The sequence below is a fragment of the Herbaspirillum rhizosphaerae genome, from assembly GCF_001189965.1.
Taxonomy (GTDB): domain Bacteria; phylum Pseudomonadota; class Gammaproteobacteria; order Burkholderiales; family Burkholderiaceae_D; genus Herbaspirillum; species Herbaspirillum rhizosphaerae.
This window is the reverse complement of sequence record NZ_LFLU01000006.1, coordinates 97,109-118,500: the sequence shown is the minus strand read 5'-3', so window position 1 is coordinate 118,500 and position 21,392 is coordinate 97,109. Positions and strand designations below refer to the sequence as shown.

General features: G+C 60.8%; 18 protein-coding genes. 10 read left to right on the top strand and 8 right to left on the bottom strand.

Annotation, left to right across the window (positions count from 1 at the left end; translation table 11 throughout):
• Positions 1 to 25: 25 nt before the first annotated feature.
• From AKL25_RS10900 to AKL25_RS10890, 3 genes are read right to left on the bottom strand one after another with little or no spacing between them, the layout of a single operon-like run.
• On the bottom strand, positions 26 to 226 hold the full coding sequence (locus AKL25_RS10900; protein ID WP_050477686.1) for a DUF1656 domain-containing protein: 201 nt from the start codon (positions 224 to 226) through the stop codon (positions 26 to 28).
• On the bottom strand, positions 216 to 2,462 hold the full coding sequence (locus tag AKL25_RS10895; RefSeq protein ID WP_050477685.1) for an FUSC family protein: 2,247 nt from the start codon (positions 2,460 to 2,462) through the stop codon (positions 216 to 218). Before AKL25_RS10895 ends, AKL25_RS10900 begins: the two co-directional genes overlap by 11 nt.
• Entirely contained in the window at positions 2,459 to 3,985 is a 1,527-nt protein-coding gene (locus AKL25_RS10890; protein ID WP_050477684.1) for an efflux transporter outer membrane subunit, read from the bottom strand. The genes AKL25_RS10895 and AKL25_RS10890 overlap by 4 nt, the downstream gene beginning before the upstream one ends.
• Before the next feature lie 208 nt (positions 3,986 to 4,193).
• Between AKL25_RS10890 and AKL25_RS10885 the strand changes: the two genes are divergently transcribed.
• The 5 genes from AKL25_RS10885 (at position 4,194) to AKL25_RS10865 (ending at position 10,876) form a co-directional block, all read left to right on the top strand.
• Positions 4,194 to 5,135, top strand: a complete 942-nt coding sequence (locus AKL25_RS10885) for a LysR family transcriptional regulator (RefSeq protein WP_050477683.1) — start codon at positions 4,194 to 4,196, stop codon at positions 5,133 to 5,135.
• Positions 5,136 to 5,165: 30 nt separating this feature from the next.
• Positions 5,166 to 5,540, top strand: coding sequence for a fluoride efflux transporter CrcB (gene crcB / locus AKL25_RS10880; RefSeq protein ID WP_050477682.1), 375 nt, complete (start codon positions 5,166 to 5,168; stop codon positions 5,538 to 5,540).
• 9 nt (positions 5,541 to 5,549) lie between these two features.
• Complete coding sequence (locus AKL25_RS10875; RefSeq protein ID WP_083444648.1) at positions 5,550 to 6,113, top strand: NADPH-dependent FMN reductase; 564 nt, start codon at positions 5,550 to 5,552, stop codon at positions 6,111 to 6,113.
• Positions 6,114 to 6,236: 123 nt separating this feature from the next.
• Positions 6,237 to 8,828: an ATP-dependent chaperone ClpB gene (gene clpB / locus AKL25_RS10870; protein ID WP_050477680.1), complete on the top strand. Its 2,592-nt coding sequence runs from the start codon at positions 6,237 to 6,239 to the stop codon at positions 8,826 to 8,828.
• 332 nt (positions 8,829 to 9,160) lie between these two features.
• Positions 9,161 to 10,876: a sensor domain-containing diguanylate cyclase gene (locus AKL25_RS10865; protein ID WP_050477800.1), complete on the top strand. Its 1,716-nt coding sequence runs from the start codon at positions 9,161 to 9,163 to the stop codon at positions 10,874 to 10,876.
• Between the two features lie 189 nt (positions 10,877 to 11,065).
• Here AKL25_RS10865 and AKL25_RS10860 read toward each other — a convergent pair whose 3' ends face one another.
• Together AKL25_RS10860 and AKL25_RS10855 are read right to left on the bottom strand one after the other, a co-directional pair.
• Positions 11,066 to 13,294 (bottom strand): FUSC family protein, encoded by a 2,229-nt coding sequence (locus tag AKL25_RS10860; RefSeq protein WP_050477679.1) that lies wholly within the window; start codon positions 13,292 to 13,294, stop codon positions 11,066 to 11,068.
• A 141-nt stretch (positions 13,295 to 13,435) separates the two neighbouring features.
• Positions 13,436 to 13,966: a PaaI family thioesterase gene (locus AKL25_RS10855; RefSeq protein WP_050477678.1), complete on the bottom strand. Its 531-nt coding sequence runs from the start codon at positions 13,964 to 13,966 to the stop codon at positions 13,436 to 13,438.
• Between the two features lie 85 nt (positions 13,967 to 14,051).
• Here AKL25_RS10855 and AKL25_RS24175 point away from each other — a divergent pair, with 85 nt between their 5' ends.
• Together AKL25_RS24175 and aceA are read left to right on the top strand one after the other, a co-directional pair.
• On the top strand, positions 14,052 to 14,246 hold the full coding sequence (locus tag AKL25_RS24175; protein WP_157050584.1) for a hypothetical protein: 195 nt from the start codon (positions 14,052 to 14,054) through the stop codon (positions 14,244 to 14,246).
• A gap of 138 nt (positions 14,247 to 14,384) precedes the next feature.
• Complete coding sequence (gene aceA, locus AKL25_RS10850) at positions 14,385 to 15,689, top strand: isocitrate lyase (protein WP_050477677.1); 1,305 nt, start codon at positions 14,385 to 14,387, stop codon at positions 15,687 to 15,689.
• Positions 15,690 to 15,812: 123 nt separating this feature from the next.
• On the opposite strand, the gene AKL25_RS10845 is transcribed toward aceA, so the two are convergent.
• From AKL25_RS10845 to modA, 3 genes are read right to left on the bottom strand one after another with little or no spacing between them, the layout of a single operon-like run.
• Positions 15,813 to 16,484 (bottom strand): sulfate/molybdate ABC transporter ATP-binding protein, encoded by a 672-nt coding sequence (locus tag AKL25_RS10845; RefSeq protein WP_050477676.1) that lies wholly within the window; start codon positions 16,482 to 16,484, stop codon positions 15,813 to 15,815.
• The gene (gene modB, locus AKL25_RS10840) at positions 16,481 to 17,158 is read right to left on the bottom strand and encodes a molybdate ABC transporter permease subunit (RefSeq protein ID WP_050477675.1); all 678 of its coding nucleotides are present in this window, start codon (positions 17,156 to 17,158) and stop codon (positions 16,481 to 16,483) included. The genes AKL25_RS10845 and modB overlap by 4 nt, the downstream gene beginning before the upstream one ends.
• Before the next feature lie 38 nt (positions 17,159 to 17,196).
• Positions 17,197 to 17,982 carry a molybdate ABC transporter substrate-binding protein gene (modA, locus tag AKL25_RS10835; RefSeq protein WP_205627235.1) on the bottom strand — a complete coding sequence of 262 codons (786 nt, stop codon included), beginning with the start codon at positions 17,980 to 17,982 and terminating at the stop codon, positions 17,197 to 17,199.
• Between the two features lie 126 nt (positions 17,983 to 18,108).
• On the opposite strand from modA, the gene AKL25_RS10830 reads away from it, so the two are divergent.
• The 3 genes from AKL25_RS10830 to AKL25_RS10820 all read left to right on the top strand — a co-directional run bounded on the left by AKL25_RS10830 (position 18,109) and on the right by AKL25_RS10820 (position 21,292).
• Positions 18,109 to 18,462, top strand: coding sequence for a winged helix-turn-helix domain-containing protein (locus AKL25_RS10830; protein ID WP_050477674.1), 354 nt, complete (start codon positions 18,109 to 18,111; stop codon positions 18,460 to 18,462).
• 11 nt (positions 18,463 to 18,473) lie between these two features.
• The gene (locus tag AKL25_RS10825) at positions 18,474 to 20,210 is read left to right on the top strand and encodes a ClcB-like voltage-gated chloride channel protein (protein WP_050477673.1); all 1,737 of its coding nucleotides are present in this window, start codon (positions 18,474 to 18,476) and stop codon (positions 20,208 to 20,210) included.
• 194 nt (positions 20,211 to 20,404) lie between these two features.
• Positions 20,405 to 21,292, top strand: a complete 888-nt coding sequence (locus AKL25_RS10820; RefSeq protein WP_050477672.1) for a 23S rRNA (adenine(2030)-N(6))-methyltransferase RlmJ — start codon at positions 20,405 to 20,407, stop codon at positions 21,290 to 21,292.
• Positions 21,293 to 21,392 lie beyond the last annotated feature (100 nt).

The following is a 21,392-nucleotide window of genomic DNA, read 5'->3' as shown; positions in this document are numbered from 1 at the left end:
TTTCTGAAGCTGCCGTTTTTTCAGGCTAACTGTAAATGGCCAGGCCGAGCAGCGCCGCGATGCAGGTGAACAGGCTGACCCGGAACAGCGCCGGATGCCACACCAGGTTGTACAAGCCGATGCGCACCAGGATGCGGTCGGCCAGCAGCGCAATGGCGCCGGCCACGATCACGGCCAGCAGCAGCGTCGGCACGTAGGCGTCGAAGAAAGAAATTTCACGCGGCATGGTTTGCTCCTGAATGGGTTGCCGGGGGAGTGTTGGCGCCCCCGTCCTGATGCATGGGTTGCAGCGGCGATTGCGGATCCAGCAGCGCCGTGCGGATGAAGTGCAGGTAGCTCAGCGTGCGCTGCAAGCGATGGCGCTCGCTGCGTTCGCGATAGTGCGGGCCGATGGCGCGCTGCACTTCGGCGATGGCGTTGTTGTTGGCGCCCAGCACCGCCGCCAGCGTGGCAGGCGTGGGTTGTTCGAACAGCGCCGGCAAGGTTTCGCGCAGGCGATTGAGCGCGGTGTAGGCAGAATCCGGCAGCAGCTCCGGATTGCCGCTGCGGATGCCGTGCAGTTCGGTGCGCAGCTCGATCACGGCATGGCCGATTTCCAGCGTGGAGAACATCCAGCCGAAGGCGTTCTTGCGCAGCGCCGGGCGGCTGCCGGTGACCATGGTGATCTGGTGCATCAGGTCGCGCGTGCCGCTTTCAAATTGCAGCGCCAGATGCGCCAGCTTGCCGAAACAAGCCTGGACGACTTGCTTGCGCAATTGCTTTTCCAGATGGCGCACGGTCCAGTTGGTGGTGGGCGGCAACAGCAGCATGAAGGAGACCGTGGTCACGATCAGCGACACCATCAGCGCGATGCATTCGTTGAGATAGCCGGCGGCGTTGAAGTGGGCGAGGTTGTCGGGCACCGCCACAAACGGGAAGAAGATGCAGATGCCCAGTCCGTAACCGGCCAGCGACGGCCTGGTTGTCAGCAGCACCGCCAGCATCAGCACCGGCGTCAGCGCGGCGGCCAGCATCCAGAAGCCGTCAAGCTGCGGCACGATATGGAAGGTATAGAAATAACCGAGCACGACCGCCAGCGCCACACCCATGGTGACGGTGCGCGTGGCCTTGGCCGGATCCGGCGCGGCCGAGGTGATGGCGCAGAAGGCGGCGGCATTGAGCGCTGCCACGTCGCCGCTGGGCCAGCCGCTGAAGATCCAGAACGCCGACAGGCCGATCAGCGTGATGGCGGCGCGGGCGCCTGCGATGCTGGCGATGGCCAGGCTGGTTTTTGGAGCGTAGGCATGCTCCCATTGTTCGCGTTCGTGGCGACGCTGCACCAGCGAGGCGTAGGTCAGCGTGTAGGCATGCAGCTCGTCGATCACGCGATACAGCAATTCGGAGGCGGTATCGAAATCGAGGATGGCGTCGTCGCCGAATGCCTCGGCATGCATGGCACGCGTGGTGCGCACACGGCGCGGCAGCTCCTGTTTATAGGCTTCCAGCTTGAGTGCGGCATCGGCGGCGTCGCTTGCCGTCATTACCGGTTCGCCGCCGCTGCGGGTAAGCAAAGGCTGCACTTCGCTGTAGTAGGGCGTGATCGCGTTGATTACCAGTTGTGCGGAGGGGTTGTTGCTGTCGTGCAGGCGGTTCATCAACTGATGCAGGGCGTGCACGCGGGTCGACAGCGCCATGAACTCGCTGTTCATGCGGGTCAGGCGGCCGCTGCGCAGGCGGATTTCCGGGTCTTCGAAAATGGCGGAGCTGCGCAGCGCTTCCAGGCCGATGATGTCGCCGACGAAGCGGGCGTTGGTGGCTTCCAGCGCCTTGCGGTCGGCGGTGCCGCCCAGCGTGGCGCCGATCAGGTCGACGAAGGCGGTGAAGCGGCCGCGGATGATGCGCACTAGTCCGGGCGCGCTGGCTTGCGGAAACACCAGCGCGCTGACCACGCCGGCGCAGACGATGCCGACGGTGATTTCCGTCACGCGGGTCATGACCGAGTCAAACGTCAGCGCCGGATTGAGCGCCGCCGGCAGGCCGATCAGCGCCACCGTGTAGCCGGACAGCACGAAGCCGTAGGAACGGAAGTTGCGATTGTGCGCCGAGCCCAGCGTGCACAGGCCGATCCACAAAGCGGTCGCCAGCAGGAACAGCTCCGGCGTCTGCGCGAACAGGCCGACGAAGACGAAGATGGCGACCGAGCCGACCAGCGTGCCGATGACGCGATAAAAACTCTTGGCCAGGATCATGCCGCTTTGCGGCTGCATCACGATGAAGACCGTGATCAGGCCGGAGCGCGGCGACTCCAGATCCAGCCCGTAGCCGATGCCCAGCGCCAGCAAACCGGCAAAGACCATCTTGAAGACGTAGATCCAGTTGGGGAATTCGGTCTGCCACCAGTCGGCGGCGGCTTCGCGCAGCTGTTGTCCGAAAGGAGGCCGGACCGCAGCAGGCGCCGGCGCCGGAACGGAAGGACTGCTCACGGCGCGACTCCTGCTGTGGTCGCGGCTGCGACAGTCTTGTCAGCGTCTGCAGATGCCGCAGCGTCTTCAGGAACGGATACTTCCAGTCCGCCGCCCAGAGCGACCGTCAGGCTGGCGTAGGCGTTGAGCTTTTGCGCCAGCAGTTGTTGCACGACCTGCTGCTGATGCAGCCATTGCGTTTGCGCGGTGAGCACGTTCACATAGTTGGTCAGGCCGCGCTGATAGGCGCGGGTGGCGATGTCAATGTTCTTTTGCGCGGCGGCGACCGACAGGTCGGCTTGCACTTGCTGGCGCTTGATGGCCTGCAGCGTCACGATCTGGTCGGCGATGCTCTTGAGCGCCTGGCTCAGCAGCATGTTGTAGTGCTCCACTTCCTGGTCGTAGCCGGCGGTGGTGGCGCCGAGCTGGCCGCGCAGGCGGCCGCCTTCGAAGATCGGCAGCGAAATCGCGGGGCCGTAGCTGGTCGTGATGTTCGGTCCGCTGAGGAAGCTGAACAGACTGCCGCCGGCTGCTGCCGGGCCGATGCTGGCCATCAGGTTGATATTCGGATAGAAGGCGGCCTTGGCGACGGCGATCCCTTTGGACGCTGCCTCGACGCGCCAGCGCGCGGCGCTGATGTCGGGACGGCGGCCGATCAGTTCGGCCGGCAAGGCGCTCGGCAGACCGATGCCGGCTTGCAGGTTCATGACCGGACGGGTGATGCTGTCGCCAGCGCCCGGACCCTGGCCGAGCAGGGCCGCCAGCTGGTTGCGGATGAGCGCGATGCTTTCTTCCAGGGCTTCGATCTGGCGGCGGGTTTCCGGCAGCGGAACTTCCGCCTGCGTGATTTCCATCTGGGTGCCGATGCCGCCCTTGAAGCGGCGGTTGGCGAGATCGAGGATGCGCTGTTCCTGCTTCAGGGTTTCTTGCGTGTTGTCCAGCAAACCGTATTGCAGCGACAACTGCACATAGGTGCGCACGACGTTGCTTTCCAGGTCGAGCTGGGCGGCGCGGGCATCGGCGGCGACGGCGTGGATTTCATCCTGGGCGCGTTCGGTGGTGTTGCGATTGCGGTCCCACAGGTCGAGGTTGTAGGAGAGGCTGAGCGCGGCGGTGTTGTTCCAGGTCAGCTTGTCGCGGAAGGCGGCGCCGTAATAGACGTTGTCGGACCAGTCCTTGCGGCCAATGGCAGCGTCCAGTTGTGCTTGCGGCAACTCGCCGGCATGGGCGACGACGGCCATGGCTTGCGCCTGGCGCACGCGGGCGGCGGCAATCGCCATACTGGGGTTGCCGGCGACGGCGGCGGCGACCAGACGGTTCAATTGCGGGTCTGCGTAGGTTTCCCACCAGGCGCGCTTGGGCCAGCCGGCTTCGGCGCCGGCCTGGCGGATGGCATTGCCGACATCGAGCGTGTTGGGCTGCTGCAAAGCCGCCTGCGGCTTGATGCCGCCATTGTCGGCGCATCCCGCAAGGAAGAGCAGTGACGTCATGCAGAGCGCCAGGAGCGGCGCAGCAAGAAGGCGTTTGTCAGCAGTGGTGTTCATCAGACTATCCCAAAAAATGCAAATATCAAGCGATACTCATTCTATTTGGTAACGATCTAGAGAAAAACTGCAGGAAACACAAAGGGTCTTTTCAATTATTGCAATAATGATTGCGCTGTTTTGGGTAACAATGCAGCATCCGGAAAGCCTTTTTGCCTCATTTTGTTGCTTCGCACTGCAAAAACGCCCGGATTCAAGACAGGAAGATATGGATACCTTGCAAAACATGCGCATTTTCATGCGCGTAGTCGATGCTGGCAGTTTTACGCTGGCCGCGCAACAAATGGATTTGACCACCGCGCACGTGTCGCGCGCGGTTGCCGATCTGGAGCGTCATCTGCGCACGCGCCTGCTCAACCGCACCACGCGCCGCATCGCCCTGACCGAGGCCGGCGAGCGTTATCTGCTGCGTTGCGAACAGATCATGTCCTATGTGCAGGAGGCCGAAGCCGAAGCCGGCGATGCCTACGTCAGGCCGTCCGGGCGCCTGCGCATCCACACCATGACCAGTTTCGGGCAGCGTTATGTGATCCCGGCGATTTCCAATTACCAGAAGCGCTATCCCGACGTCGCCATCGAACTGACGCTGGCGCAGCGCGTGCCGGATCTGCTGGAGGAAGGATTTGACGTCTCGCTGGTGCTGGCGCGCGAGTTGCCGGATTCGGGCCTGATCTTCCGCCAGCTCGGCAGCATTTACAGCATCTTGTGCGCGTCGCCGTTCTACCTGGAGAAGCACGGTGCGCCGCAAAAGCCGTCTGATTTGCTGGGTCATTCTTGCTTGCAACTGGTGAGTTCGGTGTCGCCATTGGATGAATGGGTCATGGAAGGTCCGGAGGGCAAGGAAACCGTGGCCATCAAATCCAACTTCCAGGTCAACGTCGCCGAAGCCATGCTGTTGAGCCTGAAAGAAGGCATGGGCATCGGCGTTTTGCCGATCTATTCCGCGGTCGACGCCTTGCGCGCCGGCACCATCGTGCGCGTGCTGCCGCAGTACCGCATGCAGCACATGGGCGTGTATGCGTTGTATCCGTCGCGGCAATATCTGGACGCCAAGATCAGCACTTGGGTTGACTGGATGCACGAAAGCGTCGACAAAGCCTTGCAAGACGATCATCAGGCGCTTGACCGGATCACGGTTCATTCGCCATGATCGCGTATCGATAAAAACGGAGTATCAAACATGCAATGGCTTGCAGTAGGAATGGGGGCGGCGCTGGGCGCCTGGTTGCGTTGGGGATTGAGCCTGTGGCTCAACGCCGCCGGCCAGGCGCTGCCGCTGGGAACGCTGGCGGCCAACTGGGGCGGCGGTTTCGTGATCGGATTTCTGGTGGCCTTTTTTGAAGGGCACGCGGCGTTGCCGCCGGAATGGCGCTTGTTTCTGGTCACCGGCTTTCTGGGCGGCCTGACGACGTTCTCGACATTTTCGGCGGAAGCCATGCTGCTGCTGCAACGCGGCGACTATGTCTGGGCCGTGGCGCACTCCGGCTTGCATCTGCTGGGATCGATTGCGCTGTGCGCGGCAGGTTTCGCCGCCTATCGCGCGCTGTTCGCGTAAAAGGCCGTCATGGAGCGTGCCGTACGGCCTTTTCGTGTCCTGACCCTATCGGGCAGTTTGCGGGCGGCATCGTCCAATACCGCCTTGCTCGAAGCCGCCGCCGCACTGGCGCCGGCACAGCTTGATCTGGCGTTGTATCGCCCGTGGGGCGAGCTGCCATCCTTTAATCCTGACCTTGAGGGGGCCGAGCCGGCCGAGGTGTTGCATTTCCGGACGGCATTGCGTGATGCCGACGCCGTCCTGATCGCCAGTCCCGAATACGCGCATGGCGTACCGGGAGCTTTCAAGAACGCGCTGGACTGGGTGGTCGGCAGCGCTGAATTCATCAACAAGCCGGTAGCCGCCATCAACGCTTCCGGCCGTGCGATACACGCGCAGGCATCTTTGCTCGATACGCTTGCCATGATGAACGCAGATGTCGTCGTGGCAGCTTGCCGGACCGTCGCTTTGCCGACCAACAAGCTCGATCGCACCGCGATGCTGGCCGATGCCGGGATTGTCGCGACGTTGCGTGAGGCGCTGCATGCGCTCCACGCGCACCTCTTGTCGCTGGAATTGTCGACTGGTAGTTGATTTGGCAAGTGAGCCCGCAGTTGATCTGCATCAAATCCGCTCAAGTCAGACCGGATGCTTCCTTGAAATACGTCCGTACGGCCCAATTTTCTAAGTATTCAAAATTCGGAGCGAAAGCACACCATGCGTATCGACAAACTCACAACAAAATTGCAGGAAGCTCTGGCGGATGCCCAGAGTCAGGCTGTCGGCAACGACAACCAGTACATTGACCCCGTCCATCTGACGCTGGCTTTGCTGGCGCAGGATGACGGCGGCGCCCGTTCGCTGTTGCAGCGCGCCGGCGTCAATGTTGCCGGGCTGACTTCAGCCTTGCAGCATGCTTTGACACGCTTGCCCAAGGTCTCGGGCAACGGCGGCGAAGTGCAGATCGGCCGCGAGCTGGTGGCCTTGCTCAACCTGGCCGACAAGGAATCGCAAAAGCATGGCGACCAGTTCATCGCCAGCGAAATGGTCTTGCTCGGCCTGGCCGACGACAAGTCCGACGCCGGCCGCGCCGCGCGTGAAAACGGCCTCTCGCGCAAATCGCTGGAAGCCGGTATCAGCACTGTACGCGGCGGCGCCAGCGTGTCTTCGCAAGAGGGCGAAGGGCAGCGCGAGGCGTTGAAGAAGTACACCCTCGACCTGACCGAGCGCGCCCGCAACGGCAAGCTGGATCCGGTGATCGGCCGCGACGATGAAATTCGCCGCGCCATCCAGGTGCTGCAACGCCGCAGCAAGAACAATCCCGTGCTGATCGGCGAACCCGGCGTCGGCAAGACCGCCATCGTCGAAGGCCTGGCGCAGCGTATCGTCAGCGGCGAAGTGCCGGACAGCCTCAAGTCTAAGCGCGTGCTGTCGCTCGACATGGCGGCCTTGCTGGCCGGCGCCAAGTACCGCGGCGAGTTCGAGGAGCGCCTGAAGGCCGTCCTCAAGGAAATCGCCCAGGACGAAGGCCAGACCATCGTCTTCATCGACGAGTTGCACACAATGGTCGGCGCCGGCAAGGCGGAAGGGGCGATGGATGCCGGCAACATGCTGAAACCTGCGCTGGCGCGCGGCGAGCTGCATTGCGTCGGCGCCACCACGCTGGACGAGTATCGCAAGTACATCGAAAAGGATGCTGCGCTGGAGCGCCGCTTCCAGAAGATCATCGTCGACGAGCCGAGCGTGGAAGCCACGATTGCGATTTTGCGCGGCCTGCAGGAAAAGTACGAAGTGCATCATGGCGTCGACATCACCGACCCGGCGATTGTCGCCGCAGCGGAGTTGTCGCATCGCTATATCACCGACCGTTTCCTGCCGGACAAGGCGATCGACCTGATCGACGAAGCCGCGGCCAAGATCAAGATCGAAATCGACTCCAAGCCGGAAGTCATGGATAAGCTCGACCGCCGCCTGATCCAGCTGAAGATCGAGCGTGAAGCCGTCAAGCGCGAGAAGGACGAAGCCTCGCAGAAGCGTCTGACGCTGATCGAGGAGGAAATCGTCAAGCTGGAGCGCGAATACGCCGATCTGGAAGAAATCTGGAAAGCCGAAAAAGCGACCGTGCAAGGCAGCCAGCATCTGAAAGAGGAAATCGAACAGATCCGCTTGCAGATGGACGATGCGACGCGCAAGAGCGACTGGCAGAAGGTGTCCGAACTCAAGTACGGCAAGCTGGCCGAACTGGAGAAGGCGCTGGAAACGCAAAACAAGCAGGATGCGGCCAGCGAACAGACCGTCGGCAAGCCGCGCCTGGTGCGTACGCAAGTCGGCGCCGAAGAAATTGCCGAGATTGTTGCGCGCGCCACCGGTATTCCCGTTTCGCGCATGATGCAGGGCGAACGCGAGAAATTGTTGCACATGGAGGAAGTATTGCATCAGCGCGTGGTGGGGCAGGACGAGGCGATTGTTGCAGTCTCGGATGCAATCCGCCGTTCGCGCGCCGGCCTGGGCGATCCCGGCAAGCCTTACGGTTCGTTCATGTTCCTCGGCCCTACCGGGGTCGGCAAGACCGAGCTGTGCAAGGCCTTGGCGTCTTACATGTTCGATACCGAAGAAGCGATGATCCGCATCGACATGAGCGAATTCATGGAAAAGCATTCGGTCGCCCGCCTGATCGGCGCGCCGCCGGGCTACGTCGGCTATGAAGAGGGCGGTTACCTGACCGAAGCGGTGCGGCGCAAGCCTTACAGCGTGATCCTGCTGGACGAAATCGAGAAGGCGCATCCGGACGTGTTCAACGTCTTGCTGCAAGTGCTCGACGACGGCCGCATGACCGATGGACAAGGCCGCACGGTGGACTTCAAGAACACCGTGATCGTGATGACCTCCAATCTCGGTTCGCACAAGATCCAGGCGATGGAAGACAGCGATCCGGCGGTGGTGAAGATGGCGGTGATGGCCGAGGTCAAGTTGCATTTCCGTCCGGAGTTCATCAACCGGGTCGACGAGATCGTGGTGTTCCATGCGCTCGACGAAAAGAACATCGGCGCGATCGCCAAGATCCAGCTGCATATCCTGGAAAGCCGTCTGGCCAAGATGGATATCGGCCTGGTGATTTCGGATGCCGGCTTGCAAAAGATCGCCGAGGCGGGATTCGATCCGGTATACGGCGCACGTCCGTTGAAACGCGCCATCCAGCAGGAAATCGAGAACCCCTTGTCGAAGCTGATTCTGCAAGGGAAGTTCGGTCCCAAGGACGTCGTACATGTTGGTGTCGAAAATGGTGCACTTTCGTTTAATGCCAACTGAGGCCAGCTGAAATGACTTGATCAAGCTCTTGTAATTATGTTATCTAGTTCCCTGATGTTCGGAAAAATGCCACAGAGAAAATCGGTATTTTTCATAGCATCAGGGAATTTTTTTGCGTAAACGATTAAACTCTGGGATCAGAGGACGAAGGCGCACCGATCAGGTCTTATCTGGTGCGAAATCGTATATAAAAAACAATAAAGCACGTGGTCAACCCGTATGGGCGATTATGGCAATGATGGCAATCTTAAAGATTCCGCCAACCGGCAAGGGGTGAAATTCTGAAGCAATCTTCATTACAGCGGCTGTTCATTCTGCCGTTTGTGTTCCTGATGTTATGCCTGGTGGTGACGATAGGCTGGTTTTTGTATCGCGCCGGCGATGATGCGACTGAGGTGCTGGCGCGCAATGCGCTGATGGACACCATGAGCCGCGTCGGCCAGGCGACCGACCGGCAATTGCTGGGCGCGCGCGAGACCTTGCGCGTCGTCGCGCCGGACCCGATTCCGCCGGCGGAAAAGGGCGGCCAGCCGGTGTTCATTCCTTTCCCCAAAGACAAGGCGATGCTGGAAGAGCGCTTGTGGCTTGCCAATAGTCTTTTCGACGATCCTAGCTATGTCTACTTCGGCGGCGCCGACGGCAGCTTCCTGGGCGTGAAACAGGAAGAGATGAATCTGTTCATGTACAGCACGCGCGATCCGCAGGGCAAGAACTACGTGTATCACCTGCGCGGTCCCGGCACGGCGCCGACGCTGATTGCCACCCAGGACTACGAACCGCGCACCCGCCCCTGGTACATCCAGGCGATGCAGCGCAAGCGCGAAACCTGGTCGCCGGTGTTTACCGACTTCCGCCTGAAATTCCTCGGCATCACTTTGTCCAAGCCGGTCTATACGCCGGACGGTACTTTGCTGGGCGTTGCGACCAGCAGCATCGGCCTGCGCCGCCTGAGCGAATTCCTGCAGGCGCTGCCGCTGAGCAAGAACGGCGTGGCCTTCATCGTGGAAATGTCCGGCGACCTGATCGCCACCTCGGTGAACGAGCCTGTGCACAAGGTCAACGGTTCCGATTTCATACGCCTGAACGCCAGCCAGAGCAGTTCGCCGCTGGTGCGCCAGGCCTATGCCGATCTGACGGCCTACCTCAAGAAGCAGAAGCTTGAGCCCGGCAAGCTGGTGATTCAGCCGTTGCAAGTCAGCGGCCCCAAGACCGAACTGGCCTTCCGTCTGCATCACGACGACGCCGGGCTCGACTGGGTGGTGGTCAGTGCTGTGAGCCGTTCGGATTTTCTCGGTTCCGTCACCGGCGGCGTCTATCAGACCTTGCTGCTGGGTTTGATTGCGGTCTGCATGACCTTTGTGCTGGGCTTTGCCATCTTGCGCTGGGTCTTGCGCGATATCCGCAAACTGACCCTGGCGGCCAAGAGCATCGGCAACGGCGAGCCTTTCCCCTTGCTTAACATTGATCGTCGCGACGAGATTGGCCAACTGGCGCAAAGCTTCCAGGAGATGGAACGCAACCTGCGCACCGACCGCCTGACCAACGTGCTCAACCGCGATTCCTTCATTGCGCAGATCGACTTCCGCCGCCGCAAGGGCAACGAAGCAACGCCGCTGCGCTTTGCCTTGCTGTTCATCGATCTCGACAAATTCAAGTCGATCAACGACCAGTACGGGCATGACGAAGGCGACAAGGTGCTGGTGTCGGCGGCGTCGCAATTGCAGCACGCCTTGCGCAAGGACGACTCGGTAGCGCGCTTTGGCGGCGACGAGTTCGTGGTCTATCTGCATGGTGTGTCGGATGAAGAAATCGCCAAGTCGATCGCCGAGAAGATCCGCAACTTCCTCAACCAACCGATCGAGGGGCGCGACGGCAATCAGTACATCGTCGATGCTTCCATCGGCGTGGCGCTGTTCCCGCAGGACGGCCTGGATATCGAGACCTTGCTGCGCGTAGCCGACGAGCGCATGTTCGAGCAAAAGCGGATGCACCGGGTAATGTCGTACGACGGGCCGGATACGCCGCCGGAGCCGGAAGACAAGGCCTGACGAGGACGCAGGGCAGCAAGGATGGCAGAGAAGAGCCGTGCAGACTGCACGGCTTTTTTTCGTCTGTTGCGGATGAACCGGCATTTCTCGAAGGATTGCGGTTCAAGACGTCCGATGGGATCGACTAGCCAGTGCTGTAAAAAGACGGAGGAAAAGTAAAACAGCGGGAGTGAAAGCTCCCGCCGTTTTTTATGCCAGCTCTGCTTTGCGCAGGATGTTTTCGATGGCGCCGGTCTGCGCCACGATTTCCTGCAAGTCGTTGTCGAGCAGGGCGGAGCGGCGGCGCAGCGTGTGCCAGCCGGACCATTCGATGGTTTCCGGCTGCGTGGCGAGTGCGACGTCTTCGGCGGCAACCGTGTCCGCCAGAGGATTTGCAACGGCCGGCGCAACATCTTCGACCGGCACGGTTTGCTTTGCGCCCGGTCCTTCAAGAATGCTTTGCGCCTGCAACAGATGTGCGGTTGCGTTCAGATAGGTCTGCTCGATCAGCTTGTTGACCGGCTCGCGCGGCAAGCCTTCGGCGTGGCGGCGCAGCATGATGCGCAGGGCGGCGATATGGGCCGCGACCAGATAGTTTTGCACCACGAAGCGGTTGATCTCGCGCACGGCGCGCTGCTTACTGATCGGCTCGTCCATCATGCGCACCTGCGCGGAGATCAGCGCCGACAGGCTGTCCATGAAGCCCTTGCGGCAGACGCGATAGAAGAAGTCGTCGCCGACCTTGCCTTCCAGCATGTCGCGGCTGGCCTTGATGTAGCGATGGCTGGCGTGCAGCACGTTCTTGAGCAGGCGCGGCAGGTCGCGGTATTCCCAGCTTGGCAGCACGTAGCTGAAAATGGTGGCGATGGCCACGCCGATGATGGTGTCGATCAGGCGTTCGCTGACCACGCCGTGATGGCCGGCCGGCAGAAGCAGGTTCAGCAGCATCAGGATTTGCACCGACGCCGCAATCGCGGTGTAGCGATATTTGACGTAGGTGAAGGCGGGTGCGGCCACGCTGGCGATGAACAGGACTGCCAGCAATCCCATCGGGTCGTGCACAAAGCGCAGGATCAGCGCCGTGATCAGGCAGCCGATGATGGTGCCGATCAGGCGGTCGCTCATGCGTTGCTTGGTCGAGCTGAAATTGGGTTTGAGGATGATGACGATGGTCAGCACGATCCAGTAGCCGTGCGACATGTAAGGCAGGGCGGAAGCGATCCACAGCCCGGTCGACACCGCCAGCGCCACGCGGATGGCGAAGCGGAAGATGGGCGATTGCCAGCGCAGGTTGGCGATCAGCAGCCCGGCCTTGTACTTTTGTTGCGTCAGGAACGGCGTCATGTCCGAGCCGGGCAGGATAGGGATGGCGTCAATCGGGGTGCGCGTCGCCAGATGCAGTTGCGAGATCAGTTCGATGATGTCGAGGATCTTGTTGTACGTCACGCGCAGCACGGTAATCGCTTCGTCCGGAATATGGCCGGCCAGGCTGTCCTGCTGCAACTGCTGGAGTTCGTATTGCACGGCGCGCAGCTCGGCCTTGTAGTTGACGGTCGGCGTCGAGGCGCGCTTGCGGGTGACGGCGTAGGCGATCGATTCGATGTCTTCGGCCGTCTTGTTGGCGAGGTCGCGCAGGAAGATGATGACGTCGGTGTCGCCGAAATGGCTGCGCAGCAGGGCGTAGTCGGCATGCGTCGACAAGACCTGTTCGTACAGCTCCAGCATGCTCAGGTGGACATGCACCAGCAAGCCGTCCTGTTTGGTGTGCATGTCGCGCAGCACCAGGTCGCGCGAGGCCTGCAGCTTGTCGGCCAGCACGATCTGCTGGCGCACCAGGGTCGTGAACTGCGCCTGCAAATCGCTGCGCACGTCGTAGAAGTCGGCCTTGATGCGCAGGTAGCGCGCCAGTTCGAACAGCGCTTCCGCGAGCACCTGTTGTTTGACGCGGCGCCGCAAAAAGTACGACACGATCATCGAGTAGGTCAGGTAGCCGAGGCCGCCGGCGAGGAAAAAGCCTGCGTGCAGGAAGGCTTCGTTGAACGGCACGCTGTTTTCCATCGACAGCGTCATCACCATCAGCGCGGCGAATTGCAGCGGCAGCGTCTTCTTGCCGTACACCACCATCATGCTGGCGAGGAAGCTGACCAGCACCATCGCCACGCTGACCAGCCAGTGGATAGGCGCGCACAGGCTGATGACCAGCATGACCAGGGTGCACAGCAGCACGCCGGCCAGCATTTCATTGAATTTGTGGCGCAGCGGACTTGGCAGGTCCATCAGGCTGGTGCAGAGCGCGCCGAGGAAGACCGTCATGGTGGTCTGCATGTCGGCCATGTTGAAGACCAGCATGGTGAGCCCGACGACACCCGTGGCGATGCGCAGGCCGGTATAGAAATAATGGCTGAAGAGGAAAGTGCGTATATCCAGGGCGTAATGCATGTAGGCAGTCGGCGTAAATTTCTATAAACGCCATTCTGACCCTTCTATCCCCAATAGACAACAGATTCACCACCGGAGGGCTTCTGAAAGAACTGTCGGACGATGCCGCCATTCATCCGACGTATTTGCTTGACTAATTATTTACGGCAGCGGGAACACCAGGCAGGTCGTCGTCGCGTGCGCGTAGATCTTGCCGTCGACGTCAACGATGCGGCCTTCGGCGATGCCGACGCGGTTGCCGACCTGGATGACCTTGCCTTCGGCGCGTACCGGGCCGGTTTTGGCTGTCAGCGCGCGGATCAGGTTGACCTTCAGTTCCAGCGTTGTATAACCCACGCCCTGCGGCAGCACCGAGTGCACCGCACAACCGACGGCCGAGTCGAGCAGGGTGCAGAAGTAGCCGCCGTGCACGCTGCCCAACGGGTTGTAGTGTTGCTTGCCTGGCGTGCCCTGAAACACGATGCGGCCCGGTTCGCCTTCAATCGGGATGAAGTCCATGGTTTCGCCGATCGGCACCGACGGCAACTCGCCATCCCAGATGCGCTGCAAAAATTCCATGCCGGTACCGGCCTTCAGATCATCCATCGAGGCGACGCCGGGTGCGGCGAGTTTGGCGCGGACTTCGGCTTCGCGGGTTTGCCATTGCTTGAGTGTCTCTTCTCTGCTGCTCATGTTTTTCCTTGTCTTTATGAATGAGGTCGATGCGGATAACTACGGATAAGGGAGGTGAATCGCCGGTCCCTGAATTGTTACTTTTATGATGAAAGAATGGCGTCATTATGCCTCGCCTGTTTTTGTTTGCGTGGTCGCAGGCGCGAAATCGACGGCAAAAAAGGCGATTTTTCATGATGCAAAAACATCGTTTCATAATGTGAAAAATACGATTGCGCAGCATCATGGATTTATTTCATTTTCAGAAATTTCGTTTCGTATCGCAAAATTGAACAATTAAGTATTTGAATAATAAGGAAAATAATTTATTGATATGTCTTATATAAGACATTGTTGCTGCGCACCTAAAAGCCTACTATGAAGTCATGGAATTCACTTTTTGACCTCCATTTTTCTACTACCTTCAAGGAGATTGACCATGACGACACGTGAACAGCAAATTCAGGCATTGGCAAAAGACTGGGCAGAAAATCCACGCTGGAAAGGCGTCAAGCGCAACTACAGCGCCGACGACGTGGTGCGTCTGCGCGGCTCGGTGCAGATCGAACACACGCTGGCCAAGCGCGGCGCTGAAAAGCTGTGGAATCTGGTCAACAACGAGCCGTTCGTCAACGCGCTGGGCGCACTGACCGGCAATCAGGCCATGCAGCAAGTGAAGGCCGGCCTGAAAGCGATCTACCTGTCCGGCTGGCAAGTTGCCGGCGACGCCAACCTGGCCGGTGAAATGTATCCCGACCAATCGCTGTATCCGGCCAACTCGGTGCCGATGGTGGTCAAGCGTATCAACAACACTTTCCAGCGCGCCGACCAGATCCAATGGTCGGAAGGCAAGAACGACATCGACTTCTTCGCACCAATCGTGGCCGATGCGGAAGCCGGTTTCGGCGGCGTGCTGAACGCCTATGAACTGATGAAGTCGATGATCGATGCAGGCGCGGCCGGCGTTCACTTCGAAGATCAGCTGGCATCGGTGAAGAAGTGCGGCCACATGGGCGGCAAGGTGCTGGTGCCGACACGCGAAGCGGTGGAAAAGCTGAACGCGGCGCGCCTGGCGGCCGACGTTTCCGGCACGACCACGCTGGTGATCGCCCGCACCGACGCCGAAGCAGCCGACCTGCTGACGTCCGACGTGGACGACAACGACAAGCCTTTCCTGACCGGCGAGCGCACTGTCGAAGGCTTCTTCAAGACTCGTCCCGGTATCGAGCAAGCCATCTCGCGCGGCCTGGCCTATGCGGAATACGCCGATCTGGTGTGGTGTGAAACCGGCAAGCCGGACCTGGCCTTCGCCAAGAAATTCGCCGAAGCCATCCACGCCAAGTTCCCGGGCAAGATGCTGTCGTATAACTGCTCGCCGTCGTTCAACTGGAAGAAGAACCTGGACGACGCCACCATCGCCAAATTCCAGAAGGAACTGGGCGCCATGGGTTACAAGTTCCAGTTCATCACGCTGGCCGGTTTCCACGCGTTGAACTACTCGATGTTCAACCTGGCGCACGGCTATGCACGCAACCAGATGTCGGCCTTCGTCGAGTTGCAGGAAGCCGAATTCGCCGCCGCCGACAAGGGCTTTACCGCGGTCAAGCATCAGCGCGAAGTCGGCACCGGCTATTTCGACGCGGTGACGCAAGCGATCCAGCAAGGCCAGTCGTCGACCACCGCTTTGCACGGTTCGACCGAAGATGAGCAATTCTTCGACGGCAAGGAAAAGAAAGTCGCCTGAGGCCGGGTCTCAAACAGAGAGAACGGTATCAGGCTGGAGAGAATGTCTGAGGAGACTGGGGGGCTATAGCCCCGATGATGGGAAAGCCGCACTTCACAAGAGTGCGGCTTTTTTTATTTGCGCTTATTTGTGTTGTTTGATCGTGCCGTCGCGCACTTCAAAGACGGCGTCGCCAAGGATGTCGACGTCGGCCGGGTCATGCGTGATGATCAGCATCGGCACGCGCAATTGCTGCTGCAAGTCGCTCAGCTCGCGGCGCATGCGTTTGCGCAGCGACAGGTCGAGCGCGGAAAAGGGCTCGTCCAGCAGCAGGATATCGGGCTGCGCCACCAGCGCGCGCGCCAGGGCCACACGCTGGCGCTGGCCGCCGGAAATCTGCGAGGGATAGCTGCCTGCCGTCGCTTCCAGGCCGAACGCCTGCAGCCACTTTGCCACCATCGGATGCGCTGCCGGACGGCGCAGATTGAAGCAGCCGCGTTGCAGGCCGAACGCAATATTCTGCGCCACCGTCAGATGAGGGAACAGGGCGTAATCCTGAAACAGATAAGCGACGTTGCGCTGCTGCGGACGGACGTTGATGTCGTGCGCGGCGTCGAACAGCGTGCGCTGATTGAGGTTGATCTTGCCTTCGTCGGGCGTCATCAGGCCGGCGATGGCTTTGAGCGTCAGGCTCTTGCCGGCGCCCGAGGGGCCGTACAGCACGATGCGGTCGCTGTCGGATGAAAAGGCGATATTGAGATCGAACACGCGGTCATTGGCGCGCAGTTCTTTGCGGATATGGACGTCGACGCTCATGACAGATCCGCCCGGCGCGCATGTCCCGGAACCAGCCGTCCGGCGAGCAGCAAGACCGCAACGCAAGTCACCGAGGTGATCACGACCAGCAAGGTTGCGGTGGCGTCGTCGCCGGCTTGCACCGCTTCGTAAATGGCGACCGACAAGGTTTGCGTACGTCCCGGCAGATTCCCAGCGATCATCAGCGTCGCGCCGAATTCGCCCAGCGCGCGCGCGAATGCCAGCAACACGCCGGCGGTAATGCCGCGCGCCGCCAGGGGCAGGCTGACGCGGAAGAACACGCCGGCCTCGGAGACGCCCAGCACGCGGGCGGCGTTTTCCAGTTGCTTGTCGACGTTTTCAAAGGCCGCGCGGGCCGATTTCAAGACCAGCGGGAAGGCGACGATGGTGGAAGCAATCACCGCGCCTTGCCAGGTGAAGACCAGCTCGATGCCCATGTCGGCCAGCCAGGCGCCGAAGACGCCGCGCTTGCCGAGCAGCACCAGCAGGTAGTAGCCAAGCACGGTCGGCGGCAGCACCAGCGGCAGCGTCAGGATGGAATCGATCAGGTCGCGCAGGGGCGAGCGCCAGCGCGACAGGCCGTAGGCCGCCGCGACACCCAAGAAAAGATTAAGCACCGTTGCCCAGCCCGCGACTTTCAGCGAGAGGAGCAACGGGGTCCAGACTGAACCCATATAGTCCGCGAATGAGAGTTGAATCAGCCCGCAGGGTATCAGGGTTTGAGGAAGCCGTAACGGGCCAGCACGGCCTGGCCGGCAGCCGATTGCACGTAGGCGAGGTATTTGTTGGCCAGGTCCGCTTGTGCGGTGTTGGCGGTGACGGCGATCGGATAAGTGGCAGGCGTGTCGGATGGAATGCGGATGGCAACCTTGACCTTGTCCGGCATCACGGCGGCATCGGTGGCGAACACGAAGCCGGCTTCGACTTCACCGCGCGCGACGTAGTCCAGGCTCTGGCGCACGTTTTGCGCCATCACGCCTTTGGCGAGCACGGCATCCCACAGGCCGGCATTTTCCAGCGCTGTCTTGGTGTAACGGCCGAACGGCACCGAGGCCGGATTGCCGAGCGCAACTTTCTTGACGCTGGCCTGGGTCAGGTCCTTCAGATTGGCCAGCGGCAGCGTGCTGTCGTTCGGCACGATCAGCACGATCTGGTTGGCGGCGAAGTTCTTGCGCGTGGCCGGCTGCACGGCTTTTTCCGCGACGGCTTTGTCCATGGCGGTCTGGTCGGCGGATGCAAATACGTCAGCCGGCGCGCCGCGCACGATTTGCTGCATCAGGATGTCGGACGCGCCGAAATTGTTGATGACCTTGACGCCGGGATTTTGCTGTTCGAACGCCGTGCCGAGATCCTTGAACGCATTGGTCAGGCTGGCGGCCGCGGAGACCACGAGGTCGGTGGCGTGCGCAGTCGTCGCCGCGAAAGGAATGGCCAGCAGGACGAAGGCGGCGGACGCAGCGAGCCGGCGCATGGTTGGTGCGGTGAAGGAGATGGACATGGGAGTTCCTGTGTTCTTGAATTGGGAAGGCGAATCTCGTCGGAATATACGTAAGGATATAGCGATAGTCAATTCGCTGCTGCATATACATATAATTTGGTGAAAGCCCTTGCTACAATCTGCTCCATGACAAATTCCAAAACCGTAAGACTGCGCCTGATGCAAGGCGAGACGATTGCCTTCGGCCCCGGCAAAGCCGCGCTGCTGCTGGCGATAGAACGCACCGGCTCGATCTCCGGTGCGGCGCGGGAGATGGAAATGTCTTATCGCCGCGCCTGGCTGTTGGTGGAGGAAATGAACCGCTGCTTCAGCAAGCCGCTGGTGGAGACCGCCACCGGCGGCGCCAAGGGCGGCGGCGCCAGCATCACCGAGATGGCGCGCGATGTGATCTCCTGTTACCAGCGCATGCAAAAGAAAGCCGATACCGCAGTTGAAAAAGACATGCAGTATCTGCGTTCCCTCATCGTCGACAAGGACTGAAGACTTCGTCGATGCGCACGACTCTCCTCAAATTTCGTTTTCGCCTGCAGAACCTGTTCCGCATGTCGGAAAGCCACGCCATGCTGCTGTGGGCGGCCATCATCGGTTTCGTCGGCGCACTGGCGACCATCTTTTTTCGCGAATGCATCGGTTGGGTGCAGTACCTGCTGACCGGCCATAGCGGCAGCTTTGTTGAAATCGCCAAGGGCCTGTCCTGGCAGATGCGCGTGCTGCTGCCGACCGGCGGCGGCGTGGTGGCCGGCCTGATCCTGATCTGGGCCAAACGCATGCCGGCCGGGGCCACATCCGACTATATGGAAGCAGTCGCCATCGGCGACGGCCGCATCCCTGTCCGTCATACCTTGCTGCGCAGCCTGTCGTCGCTGGCGACGGTGGGCTCGGGCGGCTCGATCGGGCGGGAAGGGCCGATGGTCCAGCTGGCGGCTTTGTGCGCTTCGCTGGTCGGGCGTTTTGCGCACTTTCCGGCGTCGCGCATGCGGCTGCTGGTAGCGTGCGGCGCGGCGGCGGGGATTACGTCGGCTTACAACGCGCCCATTGCCGGCGCCTTCTTCGTGACGGAGATCGTGCTCGGCGCGCTGGTGATGGAAAGCTTCGGCCCGGTGGTGGTGGCGTCGGTGGTGGCCAACATCACCATGCGCGAACTGCCGGGTTACGCGCCGGCCTATGAGATGCCGTACTTTCCCGAAGTCGGCGGCGTCGAGATCATCCTGTTTGTGGTGCTGGGCATCATCGCCGGCCTGCTGGCGCCGCAGTTCTTGCGGCTGCTGGATATCAGCAAGCAGCTGTTCCAGAAAACCCGTTTGCCGCTGCCGCTGCGCCTCGGTGTGGGCGGCTTGCTGGTCGGCTTGCTGTCGATTCAGGTGCCGGAAGTCTGGGGCAACGGTTACAGCGTCGTCAATTCGCTGCTGCATACCAACTGGCTGTGGTCGACCGTGCTGGTCGTCATGCTCTACAAAATCGTCGCGACCGCGTTGACCACCGGTTCCGGCGCGGTGGGCGGGATCTTTACGCCGACCCTGTTCGTGGGCGCGGCCATCGGCTTCCTGTTCGGCGACGTGGCGCATGCGCTGTGGCCGCATGCGATCTCGCAGCCGTTTGCCTATGCGATGGTCGGCATGGGCGCGTTTCTGGCGGCGGCCACCAATGCGCCGTTGATGGCGATCCTGATGATCTTCGAGATGACGCTGAGCTATCAGGTCGTGCTGCCGCTGATGCTGTCGTGCGTGGTGGCGTATTTCATTGCGCGCAGCCTCGACGGCAATTCGATGTACGAGATCACCCTCAAGCGCCATCGCGACGCCGCCGAGCGCATCCGGCTGCGCGGCACCCACATGAGCGAACTGATCAAGCCGGCGGAAACCGTGTTGCAGAAGGACGCGCCGTTTTCCGAGGTGACGCGGATTTTCCTGCAATACCCGGTGAAGTACATTTACATCACCGACCAGGACAACCGTTATCTGGGCGTGGTCGCCCTGCAGGACGTGACATCGTTGCTGCTTGACAAGAATGACACCGAGGCCAAGCGCGCCGGCGACTTCATGCGTACGCATTTTTTGCATGAAGTGACGCCGGATATGTCGCTGGGCGAGGCTTTGCAGTTGTTTCTCGATCATCAGGGCGAGCGCTTGCCGGTCATCGCCAGTGTGGAAAACCCGGAGTTGCTGGGGGTGGTTTTCAAGACCTCATTGCTGGATGCGTATTTCCGCCTGGATCGTTCGGGAGAGTAGGTTGTAAAAATGTGTTGGCAGCTTTGTAACAAACAAGGGGCAGGGCGACTATTGCGCTGGCAACCTTGTTAGAATGCGAGATTATTTGTGAGAAAGTACCAAATTGCATCGATTTTTGATCGCAAGGGTGCTGCCACAGCTGGCTGTTGACGCCATTTTGACGCCATTAACATATCAGGGATTCGAACGATTTTATGCTGAGCTACCGCCATGCCTTTCACGCTGGCAATCATGCTGATGTGCTCAAGCACATGGTGACGATCCAATTACTGCGTTATCTGGGCCAGAAAGATACCCCCTACATGGTGATCGACACCCATGCAGGCGCGGGCGTCTACGCGCTGGATGGAAACTACGCCAGCAAGAATGCCGAGTACGAAACCGGCATCGCGCCCTTGTGGGATCGTACCGATTTGCCTGCCGCCGTTGCCGAGTACGTGCAACTGGTGAAAGATCTCAACCCGAGCGGCAAGATGCGTTATTACCCCGGGTCGCCCTATTGCGCCAACCAGGTGATGCGCGAGCAGGATCGCCTGCGCCTGTTCGAACTCCATCCGACTGAAAGCAAAGTGCTGGCGGATAACTTCCGCAAGCTCGACGCGCACGCGGCCGAGCAGGGCAAGCGCCCGAGCGGTCGCGGCCGGCGCGTGCTGGTCGAACGGGGCGACGGTTTCCTGGCGCTCAAGGCGCTATTGCCGCCGCCATCGCGCCGTGCGCTGGTGCTGATCGATCCTCCTTACGAAGACAAGCGCGACTACCAGCGCGTCAAGGAAACCCTGCAGGATGCGCTGGTGCGCTTCCCGACCGGGACTTATGCGGTCTGGTATCCTGTGCTGCAACGCATTGAGTCCAAGAATTTTTCCGATCGCCTGAAGCGCCTCGGCGCCAAGAGCTGGCTGAATGTCACGCTGTCGATCAGCTCGCCGCAGCCGGACGGCTTCGGCCTGCATACCAGCGGGATGTTCTTGCTCAATCCTCCATGGACGCTGGAAGCCACTCTCAAGGAAGTCATGCCCTACCTGGTCAAGGTCCTGGGGCGCGACGCCGGCGCCGGTTTCCTGCTGGAATCGGGGGAAGCCTAGGATGCTTCGTCCTGACAAGATCGGCGCGGAGGCGGGCAGGCATTGCCGTCTCACCTGTGAAATGTTTTCTGGTATTCGCGATGCATCACGGCATACAATA

Bases quoted from the DNA above. Each gene is read 5' to 3' on its own strand.
- AKL25_RS10825 (WP_050477673.1), top strand. From the start codon at position 18,474: ATGCGCACGACTCTCCTCAAATTTCGTTTTCGCCTGCAGAACCTGTTC.
- AKL25_RS10830 (WP_050477674.1), top strand. From the start codon at position 18,109: ATGACAAATTCCAAAACCGTAAGACTGCGCCTGATGCAAGGCGAGACG.
- aceA (WP_050477677.1), top strand. From the start codon at position 14,385: ATGACGACACGTGAACAGCAAATTCAGGCATTGGCAAAAGACTGGGCA.
- AKL25_RS10875 (WP_083444648.1), top strand. From the start codon at position 5,550: ATGGAGCGTGCCGTACGGCCTTTTCGTGTCCTGACCCTATCGGGCAGT.
- crcB (WP_050477682.1), top strand. From the start codon at position 5,166: ATGCAATGGCTTGCAGTAGGAATGGGGGCGGCGCTGGGCGCCTGGTTG.
- AKL25_RS10860 (WP_050477679.1), bottom strand. From the start codon at position 13,294: ATGCATTACGCCCTGGATATACGCACTTTCCTCTTCAGCCATTATTTC.
- AKL25_RS10865 (WP_050477800.1), top strand. From the start codon at position 9,161: ATGTTATGCCTGGTGGTGACGATAGGCTGGTTTTTGTATCGCGCCGGC.
- AKL25_RS24175 (WP_157050584.1), top strand. From the start codon at position 14,052: ATGATGAAAGAATGGCGTCATTATGCCTCGCCTGTTTTTGTTTGCGTG.
- AKL25_RS10885 (WP_050477683.1), top strand. From the start codon at position 4,194: ATGGATACCTTGCAAAACATGCGCATTTTCATGCGCGTAGTCGATGCT.
- clpB (WP_050477680.1), top strand. From the start codon at position 6,237: ATGCGTATCGACAAACTCACAACAAAATTGCAGGAAGCTCTGGCGGAT.
- modA (WP_205627235.1), bottom strand. From the start codon at position 17,982: ATGTCCATCTCCTTCACCGCACCAACCATGCGCCGGCTCGCTGCGTCC.
- modB (WP_050477675.1), bottom strand. From the start codon at position 17,158: ATGGGTTCAGTCTGGACCCCGTTGCTCCTCTCGCTGAAAGTCGCGGGC.
- AKL25_RS10845 (WP_050477676.1), bottom strand. From the start codon at position 16,484: ATGAGCGTCGACGTCCATATCCGCAAAGAACTGCGCGCCAATGACCGC.
- AKL25_RS10890 (WP_050477684.1), bottom strand. From the start codon at position 3,985: ATGAACACCACTGCTGACAAACGCCTTCTTGCTGCGCCGCTCCTGGCG.
- AKL25_RS10820 (WP_050477672.1), top strand. From the start codon at position 20,405: ATGCTGAGCTACCGCCATGCCTTTCACGCTGGCAATCATGCTGATGTG.
- AKL25_RS10900 (WP_050477686.1), bottom strand. From the start codon at position 226: ATGCCGCGTGAAATTTCTTTCTTCGACGCCTACGTGCCGACGCTGCTG.
- AKL25_RS10855 (WP_050477678.1), bottom strand. From the start codon at position 13,966: ATGAGCAGCAGAGAAGAGACACTCAAGCAATGGCAAACCCGCGAAGCC.